The 13,246-nt window shown below is 30.5% G+C and carries 12 protein-coding genes; 7 read left to right on the top strand and 5 right to left on the bottom strand.

What is annotated here, in order from left to right; all coding sequences use genetic code 11:
- Positions 1–37: 37 nt before the first annotated feature.
- Positions 38–1,609, top strand: a complete 1,572-nt coding sequence (locus tag BT151_RS09475) for a T9SS type A sorting domain-containing protein (RefSeq protein ID WP_072401575.1) — start codon at positions 38–40, stop codon at positions 1,607–1,609.
- Positions 1,610–1,612: 3 nt separating this feature from the next.
- Here the strand turns inward: BT151_RS09475 and BT151_RS09470 are convergent, their stop codons facing one another.
- Both BT151_RS09470 and BT151_RS09465 read right to left on the bottom strand, forming a co-directional pair.
- Entirely contained in the window at positions 1,613–2,581 is a 969-nt protein-coding gene (locus BT151_RS09470; protein WP_072401573.1) for a YpdA family putative bacillithiol disulfide reductase, read from the bottom strand.
- Positions 2,557–3,792, bottom strand: coding sequence for an MFS transporter (locus BT151_RS09465; RefSeq protein ID WP_072401571.1), 1,236 nt, complete (start codon positions 3,790–3,792; stop codon positions 2,557–2,559). Before BT151_RS09465 ends, BT151_RS09470 begins: the two co-directional genes overlap by 25 nt.
- Positions 3,793–4,059: 267 nt before the next feature.
- Between BT151_RS09465 and BT151_RS09460 the strand changes: the two genes are divergently transcribed.
- Positions 4,060–4,587: a DUF4252 domain-containing protein gene (locus tag BT151_RS09460; RefSeq protein ID WP_072401569.1), complete on the top strand. Its 528-nt coding sequence runs from the start codon at positions 4,060–4,062 to the stop codon at positions 4,585–4,587.
- Positions 4,587–5,189 carry a DUF1684 domain-containing protein gene (locus BT151_RS09455; RefSeq protein ID WP_072401567.1) on the top strand — a complete coding sequence of 201 codons (603 nt, stop codon included), beginning with the start codon at positions 4,587–4,589 and terminating at the stop codon, positions 5,187–5,189. The genes BT151_RS09460 and BT151_RS09455 overlap by 1 nt, the downstream gene beginning before the upstream one ends.
- An 839-nt stretch (positions 5,190–6,028) precedes the next feature.
- Here the strand turns inward: BT151_RS09455 and BT151_RS09445 are convergent.
- The 3 genes from BT151_RS09445 to BT151_RS09435 form a co-directional block, all read right to left on the bottom strand.
- Complete coding sequence (locus BT151_RS09445; RefSeq protein ID WP_072401563.1) at positions 6,029–6,655, bottom strand: tRNA (guanine-N1)-methyltransferase; 627 nt, start codon at positions 6,653–6,655, stop codon at positions 6,029–6,031.
- Positions 6,656–6,786: 131 nt separating this feature from the next.
- Complete coding sequence (locus BT151_RS09440) at positions 6,787–8,235, bottom strand: glyceraldehyde-3-phosphate dehydrogenase (RefSeq protein ID WP_072401561.1); 1,449 nt, start codon at positions 8,233–8,235, stop codon at positions 6,787–6,789.
- A gap of 141 nt (positions 8,236–8,376) precedes the next feature.
- Positions 8,377–9,786, bottom strand: coding sequence for a trypsin-like peptidase domain-containing protein (locus tag BT151_RS09435; RefSeq protein ID WP_072401559.1), 1,410 nt, complete (start codon positions 9,784–9,786; stop codon positions 8,377–8,379).
- 149 nt (positions 9,787–9,935) lie between these two features.
- Between BT151_RS09435 and dapF the strand changes: the two genes are divergently transcribed.
- The 4 genes from dapF to BT151_RS09415 are packed head-to-tail and all read left to right on the top strand — an operon-like array spanning position 9,936 to position 13,185.
- Entirely contained in the window at positions 9,936–10,709 is a 774-nt protein-coding gene (dapF, locus tag BT151_RS09430; protein WP_072401558.1) for a diaminopimelate epimerase, read from the top strand.
- Positions 10,706–11,230, top strand: a complete 525-nt coding sequence (locus BT151_RS09425; RefSeq protein ID WP_072401556.1) for a GNAT family N-acetyltransferase — start codon at positions 10,706–10,708, stop codon at positions 11,228–11,230. Before dapF ends, BT151_RS09425 begins: the two co-directional genes overlap by 4 nt.
- A complete protein-coding gene (mltG, locus tag BT151_RS09420) occupies positions 11,231–12,274 on the top strand; it encodes an endolytic transglycosylase MltG (RefSeq protein WP_072401554.1) in 1,044 nt (347 codons plus the stop codon).
- Entirely contained in the window at positions 12,274–13,185 is a 912-nt protein-coding gene (locus BT151_RS09415; protein ID WP_072401552.1) for a DUF2279 domain-containing protein, read from the top strand. Before mltG ends, BT151_RS09415 begins: the two co-directional genes overlap by 1 nt.
- Positions 13,186–13,246 lie beyond the last annotated feature (61 nt).

The raw sequence follows: 13,246 nt of genomic DNA, 5'->3' as shown, positions 1-13,246 counted from the left end.
TACTTCAATTGAAGTTCTTTTGAGTAAATATTCAAATATGAAAAAAATTACTTCTCTAATTGTTTTTTTTATTTCGGTTGTAGGGTTTGCCCAAATAACTTACGATTCTACAGACTTTGCTTTATCAAGTGACACATATCTTGTAAGTAAATCTTCTTCAGGAATTAATGGTTTCGATTTTGTTCAAACTGGAACAAACTATACTTGGGATTATACCACATTGCCCGTTGCTATACAAAGTGATATAACTTGGATGGATCCAAATGATTCTTCATATAAAACCTCTTGGTGTTTATCTAATAGCTATGTATTTAATTGTAATACAGAATTTAATAATACTTTTAATTTAGCAAATCAAGTAGCAGAAGGTATAGAATTACAAGGCTTTGGTTTAACAGATGTAGTAAATCATTATGAGATAACCCCAACAGAAATTTCAAATAAAATGTTTGGAGCTGTTGTTAGTGCTGGAGGTATTAGTCTCCCAATGACTATAGATTATACAATGCCTGATGTTATTTATCATTTCCCAATTAATTACAATGATACTTATACTGGAAATAGTCAATTTCAAGTAGATTTAAATAGTTTAGGATTGCCTATAAACTACTCTTCTGAAACAACCAGAACAAATACAGTTGAAGGTTGGGGTATGCTTACAACTCCTTTTGGTGTTTTTAATAATGTTTTAAAAATGAAAACAGTTGAAGTTATTGAGACGACAATATTAACAGAGTCAGAAACCATTGAAACGACAAGAACTGTAATCTCATATAAGTGGTTTGGTAAAAATTATGGAATTCCTGTATTGGAAGCTGAAGGAGAAGAGGTAGCAGGCGTTTGGGCGGCAACTAATATTACTTATATTGATAATGAACAATGCTTAGAACCTAGGGCTCTATTTGGGTATTTTCCAATAGTGCCAGAATATGATTATGTAGAAAATTTTACAACGGTTTCATTTTTAAATCAAAGTTCAAATTATGATTCTGTTTTGTGGGATTTTGGAGATGGAAATACCACAGTAGAAGATGAACCTAATTATAATTTTTTATGTCCAGGAACACATTTGGTAATTCTTACAGTAACTAATGATTTTTGCGATCCAGACCAAACAGATAGTATTACATTCCCTGTTGTTATTAGTGATCCTAATGATGAGTTTACCACTAATGTGATGCTAACTTCAACAAGTTTAGTAGCAGACAGGGATTACGCAACTACAACCTACCAATGGTTAGATTGTGATAATGGAGATTCTCCAATCGCAGGAGAAACAAATCAAACTTTCATACCAACAGAAGAAGGTAATTATGCTGTTGAACTCATTACTAATGGATGCCAAAGTATTTCTGATTGTTATACTTTTAATGCTTTAGGTATTGATGAATTTAATGATAATAAGGTTTTAATTTATCCAAACCCAACTAAAGGATTGTTATATGTTTCAAACTCTAATTCCTTAGAAATTAAGAGTGTTGAAGTTTATAATACTTTAGGACAAATTATAACTGAAACTTTAGATATTACAACACAGCCAAAAGGAATTTATTATGTTAAGATAAAAACCGAAAAGGGAATGGTTTGGAAAAAAGTAATTAAAAAATAATAGCTAAAGTTCTTTTTCAATATGTGAAGCAATCATTTTAGCATGAATTCTTGAGTTTTCTATAAACCATTTGTGTGTTTCTTTACCGCCACAAATTACACCCGCTAAATACAGTCCTTTAATATTAGATTCCATAGTTTCAGGATTATAATTTGGGATTTTTTTACCATCACCAGATAATGTTATTTTACTGTTGTTTAAAAGATTAAAGTCTGGAAGATATCCTGTTAGAGCAACTACGAAATCATTAGGAATAGTAACAGATTCTTCAGGTGTTTTAATTTCAACATTATCTGTGTTTATTTGAGTAATTTCAGAATTAAAATAGGCTTTTATACTTCCTTCTTCAATACGATTTACAATATCTGGTCGTACCCAATATTTAACACGCTCTCCAATAGATTCGCCTCTAACTACCATAGTAACATGGCCTCCTTTTCGCCATATTTCTAAAGCAGCATCTACAGAGGAATTACTTGCACCTACAACAACAACATTTTGTAAAGCATAATTATGCGCTTCTTTGTAATAATGTGTCACTTTAGGCAAATCTTCTCCAGGAACATTTAATAATTTTGGAATATCATAAAAACCAGTTGAAATAATAACATAGCTAGATTTATATTCACCTTTATCTGTAGTTATAACAAATGTTTCATTGTCTTTATTGATGTTATTTACAGTTTCAAATAGTTTAATATTTAGTTTATTGGAAGTCACAACACGTCTGTAATACTCTAAAGCTTCATCTCTATTAGGTTTAGGGTTGTTACTTATAAACGGAATATCATCAATTTCTAGCTTTTCTGAAGTAGAAAAAAAGGTCATGTTTTTAGGGTAGTTAAATATAGAATTTGTTAATGCTCCTTTTTCTAAAACTAAATAACTCCAGCCTCTTTTTTTACATTCTAAAGCGCATGCAATGCCAATAGGTCCAGCTCCAATAATTATAATATCTTTTTTGTTTTCCAAACTTTTATGTTTTTTTGAGTATTTAATTTTTCATTTAAACTAAACAAAATTATTGCACAAATTACTGCAATACCAGTTATAATATACCACGTATTATCATAACCTAAATGCGCTGTCATTTGTAAACCAGCATTATGTCCAAAAATATGAGCAATGGAGAAAGAAATAGAATATAATGCCATGTATTCTCCTTGATTTCCTTTTTTAGCTCTATCAACAGCAAATGCATTAGAAAACGGAAAAGCAATCATTTCTCCAAAAGTCATTAATAACATACCTATTATTAATACACCAGACCAACTGGTTAAGTTTAATACAAATAAGCTCAAACCAGTTAATATAATTCCAAAAAACATGAGCCCAAGCTTGGTGTATTTCGTGTTTTCTAGCCATTTAATTAAAGGCATTTCAAAGATAAAAATAAGTAAACCGTTTAAGCCTAAAATTAAGCCAATTTGTAACTCTGTTAAGCTATGTATATCTTTATAATATATTGTTATTGTGGAAAAATATTGTAAGAATACAATGCCAAACAATATCATTGCTATTAAAAATGTTAAAAACACCTTGTCTTTATAGGCCGAAACAGGATTTTCGTTTTTTATTTCGTCTAGCACTTTTGCCTTTTTAGGATGTAATACTTGAATCATAACCAAAGTTGCGATAATACAAGTAATACCATCAACCCAAAATAAACCAGAATAGCCAAGTCCAGTTATAATAAGTCCGCCAACAGCAGGTCCTGCCGAAAAACCTAAATTTATTGCAAGACGTATTAATGTTAGAGAACGTATTTTATTTTCGGGTTTACTGTATGCATTTAACGCAACAAACATGGCAGGTCTAAATGTATCTGCAACGAGCATAACAATAAATATCCCTATGCAAATTGAAGCGAATGTATTTAAAAACTGCAAGGCTATAAATAGAACACCAGTAGCAATTAAACTTCTAACCATTACTTTGTAATACCCTAAAGTATCGGTTAGTTTACCACCAAGCCATGAGCCAGCAACAGAGCCCAAACCAAAAGCACTCATAATCCAACCAACATTGCTCACAGTAAAATGCAAATCTTCTTTAAGGTATAATGCCAAAAAAGGAATAACCATGGTTCCTGCTCTGTTTATAAGTGTTATTAAAGCAAGCCACCAAATTTCATTAGATAAGCCTTTAAAGGTGTTAAAGTAGTTTTTAAAAAGTGTTTTCATTAGTTTGATTTTTAACCATGATTGATTTTGATTAAAAGTCGATTATCGACTAAAAATAAAAAGTCCGACTGTGAAGTCGGACTTTTAGATATTGTAATATTTTATAATTATATCACCACAATATATAACAAGCCCAACTTCTTTCCTTTAAAGAGGTCCATTGCTTTCTACAAATTGTGACGTTACTACGCATTATTTTATCTTTTGATTCTTCAAATCTAGATAAAATAATTGTAAGTTGTATTTTTGAATTGAAAATTTTTTAAAATGAAGAATATATTTATAACATTGATTTTGTGTTTTTCACTCCTTTCTTGTGGTAGTAGCTTTCAAGGATTTTATAATAATCACAAAGCAGATATGGGTGCAACATCTTTTCAAGTACCCAATTTTATGAAAGCGGTATTGAGTAATATTTCACCAGAAGTAAAAAGCGCCATAGGAAACATTTCAGATTTTAAATTTATAAAGTTTGATAATTTAAATACGTTTAAACGCCAAAGTCTTATTGCAGAAATGAATGCGGTTACAAATAGTGGTTATACAGATGTTTTTAGGAAAAATGAAGTTGATAATACCAGAATTATATCGGTTAGAGAGTTTGGGGTAGTAGTTACCGATGCCATTATTTTTAATAGTAATGAAACCGAAACAACAGCCTATTATTTACAAGGTAATTTTGATCCTGAAAAGATTAGATCGTTTGCAGATGAAGATACTTTTAATACGTTTTCAAACAGTTTATTGCAGTCGTATCAATCTAATATCAATCCATCATTTAATCCAGAAAACTAATGAGGAAAATAGTTTTTTTACTTGCTGTTTTAGTTTCGTTTTTAAGTTGCTCGCAAAAGCGGGCTATTAAAGGCGATACAGAATTTCAAAGAGAACTAAATGCAGAATACAAAGATGCTTCCACATCACCTTTAAAAGATAAAGATAGAAAACATTTTGAAGGGTTAGATTTTTTTAAATTCGATTCTACTTATGTGGTTCAAGCTACATTAAAAAGAACTCCAGATTCTAAATGGTTTAAAATGAAAACAACAACAGATAGAGTTTCTAATGAACGTGTGTTTGGAGTTTTATCGTTTGAATTAAAAGGGAAATTTTATCAACTAAATGTATATCAAGGACAAGATTTAATGGAAAAAGAAGGCTTTGAAGATTACTTATTCCTACCTTTTTTAGATGAAACTAACGGATTAGAAAGTTATGGTGGAGGTCGTTACATTGATTTAAGAATTCCAAATATTGATACCATTGAAATAGACTTTAATAAAGCATATAACCCATATTGCGCTTATAACGACAAATACTCTTGCCCAATTGTACCTCGTGAAAATTATTTAAAAACTAGAATTGAAGTCGGTGTAAAGGCTTTTGGGAAGCATTAGTTTTTATCTAGTTTGTTTAGTGTGTTTGTGTATGGATTATGCGTTTTTGTACACGAAGATTTTCCGCAGGAAAACAAGATGAAACCAAATTGATACGACCTTTGGTTAAACACTAAAGTTGCAGTTATTTTTATAAATTGTTGTACTCAGTTATTTTATTTAGGTTTTCATGTTTAGTTTTTTCCGAGAACATAAGTTTTAAAAACATATTTCCAAGGAGTAAAAATTATTGGAATAATAATCAAAATAAAAATTTGAGCCCAATTTTCTGCCTCACTTCCTTTGAGAGTTCCATTTCTCCATAGAGGATAAGCAACAAAACATAACCAAAGTCCTTTATATAAGAACATAAAGAGCATTATTGGCAACATTTTAACGTGTAAAATATTCCTAAACCGGATAATGTAGTATAAGCATCTATCGAGCACCAAGCAACAGCAACTTCCACATTCCATTCACCTTTGTGTGTAATTAATTCAGTTCAAGCGTCTTTTGCAACAAATAGAAGTATAAGTAGAAAAAATAGTTTCAATACGTAAATTTTAATTGGCCAAATTCGATTGTATTTTTCGGAAGTAGGAAAAAGACTTTTAATTAAATTAAATAGTTGCATCTTGTAGTAATTTGATTTAATATATTTACGAATGTGATTCGTAAATGTTACTTTCAAAGATGATATAAATTAGGTACAATGAATTAGTATATAATAATTTAATGTTTTATATCTCATGCTAAACGAAGTTTTAGTTTTTTTCTGATAAAGTCAAACCAAGTCTTAGTACATAAAAAAATCTGTAATGAGAAATTACAGATTTTAATATTTTTGGAATAATTAATTACTAAGATTTTTTCTGTTTATTAATTTCGTCTTGCAATTGGCGTCTCACTTTTTGCTCACGTTCTAAAGCTGTTTTACGGTGCTCTTCAAACTCTTCTTCTGTTTCTTCTAGTGTTTTTTTAGCTTCTCGAGTTATAGAATTACTATTTTTAAATTTATAGATAAAGAATAGGAGTAGCGCTAATAAGCCTGCAATAATAGTCCACATTAAAACATTATAACCAGTTTTGCTCATTTGCATGCCAAATAATGCCATACTATTTTTTTCTGTATCGGTTTTTGTTAAATCGTTTTGAGTGTTTGAAAGATTTGCTTTTAAATCTGTTATTTCTTTTTTTTGAGTTTTAACAATGGCTTGAGTGTTTGCTAAATCTTTATAAACAGTTTTTAAAGAATCTATGGTATGCGCTCGCAAAGTAAGAAGCATGTTAAGTTTCACTGCTTCATACATTTGGCCATTTGTGCCTCTGAAATTTCCAGATTTTTTAAGAACATATTCAAATTGATTATCTATAGTTCCACTATTTAAAGATAATACATCTTCTTCTGTGTCGGTAATTTGAGAAAAAGTATTTGTTGTAAATAAGCAGATAAATAATATGAAAATTACAGATTTAATAGAATTCATTTTTTTGGATAGTTTTATTTGGTGCACTAATTTATAAAATATTGTTTATTATACTGTTAGAAATAATCAAAAAGCCTCATAAATGAGGCTAATTTATATACGATTAAAGTTTTAATTTAGATGTTAGTATATTAATAGTATGTATAACGTCTTACTTTGGCAATATATTTTGCAAGCCTAATAACTTGTTGGCTGTAACCATATTCATTATCATACCAAATATATAGAATAATATTTTTTCCATCTTTGCGTACAATAGTCGCTTTACTGTCATAAATGGAAGGTGCAGAACTACCAATAATATCGCTAGAAACTAACTCGTCGCTTAATTCATATTTTATTTGTTCAACCAAATCACCTTCTAAAGCATATTTTTTTAAAATAGTATTAACACCATCAAGTGATGTTTTATTTTTAAGTTCTAAATTAAGAATAGCTAACGATCCATTTGGTACAGGTACACGAATAGCGTTTGATGTTAATTTACCTTGTAAACTGGGTAAGGCTTTTGCAACAGCACTTCCAGCACCAGTTTCGGTTATTACCATATTTAATCCTGCAGCTCTACCACGACGGTATTTACTATGAAAATTATCTACTAAATTTTGATCGTTTGTGTAAGCATGTATGGTTTCTAAATGTCCGCTTTTCACTCCAAAAGAATCTTCTATAGCCTTTAAAACAGGCGTAATAGCGTTAGTTGTACAAGACGCTGCTGAAAAAATGTCAACTTCATCTGGGTTGTTTTCTTTATGATTAATACCATAAACAATATTAGGAATACCTTTTCCTGGAGCAGTTAGTAATACTTTATCAGTTCCTTTAGATTTTAAATGTCTTTTCAAAGCTTCTTCATCTCTAAAAACACCAGTATTATCAATAACTAAAGCATTATTTATATTGAATTTTGTATAGTCTATATCTTCTGGTGTATTGGCAGAAATTATATTTACAGTTGTGCCGTTAATAATTAAGGCATTATTTTTTTCATCTATCGAAACGGTTCCAGGAAAATCACCATGAACAGAATCGTTTCTTAATAAAGCAGCTCTTTTTTCGAGTATTTGAGCATCAATATTGCCTCGAGTAACAATAGCTCTTAAACGTAATTGACTACCTTTTCCAGTACGTGCCATAAGTTCACGTGCTACTAAACGGCCAATTCTTCCAAAACCATAAAGAATAACATCTTTGGGTTTTATATTGTTACTTTTACTAGCATCTTTTAATTTTGATACAACAAAAGCAGTGGCATTATTATGCGCATTATCTTCTAAATGATATTCGTAAGTAAGTTTTCCTATATCTAATTTAGCTGGTGGAATATCTAATGTTTTAATGGCTTGAGCAATTTCAACAGAATCAAAAATTGAAATTGGTTTTTGTACAAATTTACCAGCGTATTCGTGTAAGTTTAAAATTTGACTAACGTTTCTATCAATTAACTGATTTCTGAAAATAATCAATTCGATAGACTTGTCATACCAAAGGTCGCTTACAATTTTAATAAATTCTACAGTTGCTTTTCGGCGGTCTGCTTGAAAGGCTAATTCTTTTTCATAAGTTTTGTTAAAACTCATAGCTTAAATAGTTTAGTTTTTGTTTAAAATTTTCGCAAAAATACCATAATTCAAACGTTTTCGTAGCGTATTTTAGCAAAAAAATAACCCTTCAAAAAATAATGTTTTTTGAAGGGTTATTAACTTAAAAAGTGAAACTATTTATCTAAAATTATAACGTTCTTTATCGCCGTTGGAGTTAATAAGTTCAATTCTTAAAGGCTCATTAGGCGCTCTGTTTTTAACAGCTTCTTGTGCATCATCAACAGAATTAATTTTAGTATCATTTATAGAAGTAATAATGGCACCTTCATTTACACCGTTTTTGTTCCAATAAGATTCATATTGACCATCCAATTCAATTATTTTAATACCATTAGGAGCTTTTAATTTTTTTAAATCTTCTTTTTTAGCATTTTTAACTAAACCTACTAATGGTAATGTAAATGTTTCGTTTTTAGTTAGTGTTACAGATACAGTTTTTAAATCACCATTTTTTGAAACTATAAGATTTACAACATCACCTGCACGTCTTGCACCAAGATGTCCTGTTAAATCGGCGAATTTGGATACTTTAATATTATCAATTTCCTTAATAATATCTCCTTTTTCAATACCGGCTTTATCTGCACCAGAATCTTCAACAACACTTCCAACATAAATACCTTCAGTATCATTCACACCTAATTCTTCAGAATATTTACTATTAAGCGCACCTCCGCTAATACCTAAAATACCGTTTTGTACATTACCGTATTCCATGATATCCTCTATAACTCTTCGTGCAATGTTACTTGGTACTGCAAAAGAATAACCAATATATGAACCTGTTTGAGATGAAATAGCCGTATTAATACCAACTAATTCACCACTAGTATTAACAAGTGCGCCACCAGAATTTCCTGGATTTACAGCGGCATCGGTTTGAATAAATGATTGAGTATATGTTCCTGATGGGTCTAGATTTCTAGCTTTAGCACTAATAATACCTGCAGTTACCGTCGAGGTTAAATTGAAAGGATTACCAACTGCCAATACCCATTCGCCAATTTTAGCATTGTCAGAATCTGCGAAAGTTACAAAAGGTAAATCTTCATCGGTTTCAATTTTTAATAATGCGATATCAGTTTTTGGATCAGAACCTACAATTTCAGCCTTATATGTTTTGTTATTATTTAAAGTTACAGTTAGTTCATCAGAGTTATTAATAACATGATTATTTGTTATAATATATCCATCGGCATTAATAATAACACCAGAACCTGTGCCCATTTGTGCACGTTGCGAACTTCTACCAGAAAATAAATCTTGCAGTGTCATTTGTCCAGTGCTTATAGATACATTTTTTACGTGTACAACAGCATTCACCGTATTTTCTGCTGCTAAAGTGAAGTCTGGAGTTTCATTAGAATTAATTAAATTCCTGACATTATTGGTAGGTAAAAATGTTGGGTTTGCATCTGTTGTAGTAACAACCGCAGGTTTTTCTTGTTCTAAAAAAAGTTTGTAAGTTCCTAACGTGAAAATCCCACCTAATGCCGAAACCAATACTAATGTTAAAATCTTCTTCATAATTTTTCGAAATTTAAATTATTATATCAACGATTAAAATTAATTATTTATTGAGTTACTAATATTCTTTTAACGATTTTTAACTTCAACTTTAACGACTATTTAACAGTTATAAAAACGGTTTAATATTTATATATTTGTGCTTTATTATGCCACAGACTTTTTATAAATACCAAGGAACAGGAAATGACTTTGTGATGATAGATAATCGTCAACAAACTTTCGACAAGAGTAATACCAAGCAAATTGCATTTTTATGCGACAGACGTTTTGGTATAGGAGCAGACGGACTTATTTTATTAGAAAATCATCCTGATTTAGATTTTAAAATGGTGTATTATAACGCCGATGGAAATGAAAGTTCTATGTGTGGAAATGGTGGTAGATGTTTAGTTGCTTTTGCTAAACAGTTGGGTGTAATAAATGATAAAGCAGTTTTTGAAGCTATTGATGGTTTGCATCATGCAACTATTAAAAACGACGTTGTAAAACTACAAATGCAAGATGTTAACACCGTTGAAAAGCATGATAATCATGTTTTTTTAAATACAGGTTCACCTCACCATGTACAATTTGAAGATGCGATTGGTGATTTTGATATAAAAACAAAAGGAGCTTCAATTAGATATGGAGAGCCTTATAATGAAGCAGGAAGTAACGTTAATTTTGTAAAGAAAATATCCGATTCTGCATTTCAAGTTCGAACTTACGAGCGAGGGGTTGAAGATGAAACTTTATCTTGTGGAACTGGGGTTACTGCAGTTGCTTTAGCCATGCATTATATTGGTGAAACAAAAAAGAATCTAATAAACTTAAATGTTGAAGGCGGTAAGCTTCAAGTTTCTTTTGATGTGGAAAAGGGTTTATATAAAAATGTTTGGCTTATTGGGCCGGCTAATTTCGTTTACAAAGGAACTATATGATTACTTTAAAAGGAGAAAACATATATCTGCGCGCCTTAGAGCCAGAGGATTTAGAGTTTATACACAGTATTGAGAATGATGAAACTATTTGGGAAATTAGTAATACCCAAACACCATATTCTAAGTTTTTGATAAAACAATATTTAGAACATGCTCACAAAGATATTTTTGAGGTAAAACAATTACGATTAGTTATTTCTAGTTATGATGAAATTGCTTTGGGAATGATAGATTTGTTTGATTTTGATTTTAAAAACAGTAGAGCAGGAGTAGGTATTTTGGTAAAAGAACCTAATGATAGATTAAAGGGTTTTGGAAGTGAAGCTTTAAAATTACTAATAGATTATAGTTTTACACATTTGGGTTTACGTCAGTTATATTGCAATATTTCAGAAGAAAATGCAGCAAGTGTTAAACTTTTTTCTAACCAAGGATTTGTTGAGGTTGGACTTAAAAAAGATTGGAATCGCGTTAATGGTTCTTATGAAAACGAATATTTATTTCAGTTAATAAATAATTAAATGTACATAAAAAAGATACTTTTAGCGATACTTATAATTGGTTTAGTAGTAGCAGCTTTCTTCGCTAATTTTGTTTACAAGGCTATGTTAAAACCAAACACAGCTTTTAATAATGAAGAAGCATATGTTTATATTCCTACTAATGCAAGTTATAAGGATGTTCGAGATCAATTAGAACCTCTTTTAGATGATATTAATTCTTTTGATAATTTGGCTGAACGAAAAAAATATACAACCAATATAAAAGCTGGACGTTTTGCCATTAAAAAGGATATGAGTAATAATGATATTATTAATTCTATTCGAACCAAAAACCTACCTATAAAGCTGTCTTTTAATAATCAAGAAACTCTAGAAAAGTTAGCTGGTCGTATTGCCATTCAAATTGAAGCTGATAGTACTTCGCTTTTAAATGCTATGAAGGATACTTCCTTTTTAGGTAAAAATAAGTTTAAAGAAGCAACAGCTTTAGGAATGTATCTTCCTAATAGTTATGAGTTTTTTTGGAATACATCTGCAGAAAGTTTTAGAGAGAGAATGCTTAAGGAATACAATCGTTTTTGGACAGAAGCAAGAATACAAAAGGCCCAAAATATTGGTTTATCTCAGGAGCAAGTCATTGCATTAGCATCTATTGTTTATGAAGAGTCAAAACAAGCAAGTGAACAACCAAGAATTGCTGGTGTTTACATGAATAGATTGAAAATAGGGATGCCACTTCAAGCAGATCCTACATTAAAATTTGCAGCATATCAACTTCCTAAGTATAAAAACACCCTTATTAAGCGTGTTCTAAATATTCATAAAGAAATAGAATCACCTTATAATACTTATAAGAACAGAGGATTACCGCCAGGACTTATTGCCATGCCAGATATTTCGGCAATTGATGCTGTTTTAAATTTTGAAAAACATAAATACTTGTATTTTGCTGCTGATGCTAAACGTTTTGGGTTTCATAAGTTTGCTAAAACACTCTCACAGCATAACGTGAATGCTAGAGAATATCAACGATATTTATCATCGCAAGGTATTAATAGGTAGTGAAAGGCTCTTCCGTAAAGCATATTATTTTTTTTGTTTTATTACCCTTTCTCTCTTTCTCTCAATCTAAACTGAATGATTTTTTAACACCAAGCGATACGTTAAACAAATTAAGACGAAATGCAGTAATAATATCTGAAGCTTCAATTTCAGGGATAACTCTATTGGGTTTAAATCAGCTTTGGTACGCAGATTATGATCGTTCTAAATTCCATACAACAAATGATAATAATGAGTGGCTACAAATGGACAAAATGGGTCATGTCTTTTCATCCTATCAAATGGGGCGTTTTGGTGCAGATTTGTTCAATTGGAGTGGTGTAAGCAAAAAAGATCAATTATTATACGGTGCTACTTTAGGTTTTACCTTTCTAACTGCTGTAGAGGTGCTTGATGGTTATTCTAAAGAATGGGGTTTTTCATGGGGAGATGTTTTAGCAAATGCATCAGGTTCTGGGTTGTATATTGGACAAGAATTACTCTGGAAAGAGCAAAGAATTGCCTTAAAATACTCTTTTCATCATACAAATTACGCTTCTCAACGTCCAGATAAGCTTGGAGAATCGTATTTAGAACAGGTTTTGAAAGATTATAACGGGCAAACCTATTGGTTAAGTTTTAATTTACATTCATTTTTTAAAAATAGTAAAATACCAAAATGGCTAAATATTGCTTTCGGCTATGGTGCTGACGGAATGTTAACAGGTGTGAAAGATGTTGACAATCAAGTGTTAACAAGTAATTCGAGGTATCGGCAATACTATTTAAGTTTTGATGTAAATTTGAAAGCTATTAGTACAAATTCAAAATTATTGAGGTCTATTTTTGATGTTTTTAATATGATTAAGATACCATTTCCAACACTTGAATTTAATAAAAATGGGGGTGCTTTTCATCTATTCTACAATTAAAAATTGCACATAAACGATTAATTTTGATAGTATTAAAAAAATTCCTAATTTTGCACGCTCA

The organism is Flaviramulus basaltis (genome assembly GCF_900114265.1).
In the GTDB taxonomy this organism is placed as follows: domain Bacteria; phylum Bacteroidota; class Bacteroidia; order Flavobacteriales; family Flavobacteriaceae; genus Flaviramulus; species Flaviramulus basaltis.
This window is presented reverse-complemented; position numbering and strand designations above follow the sequence as displayed.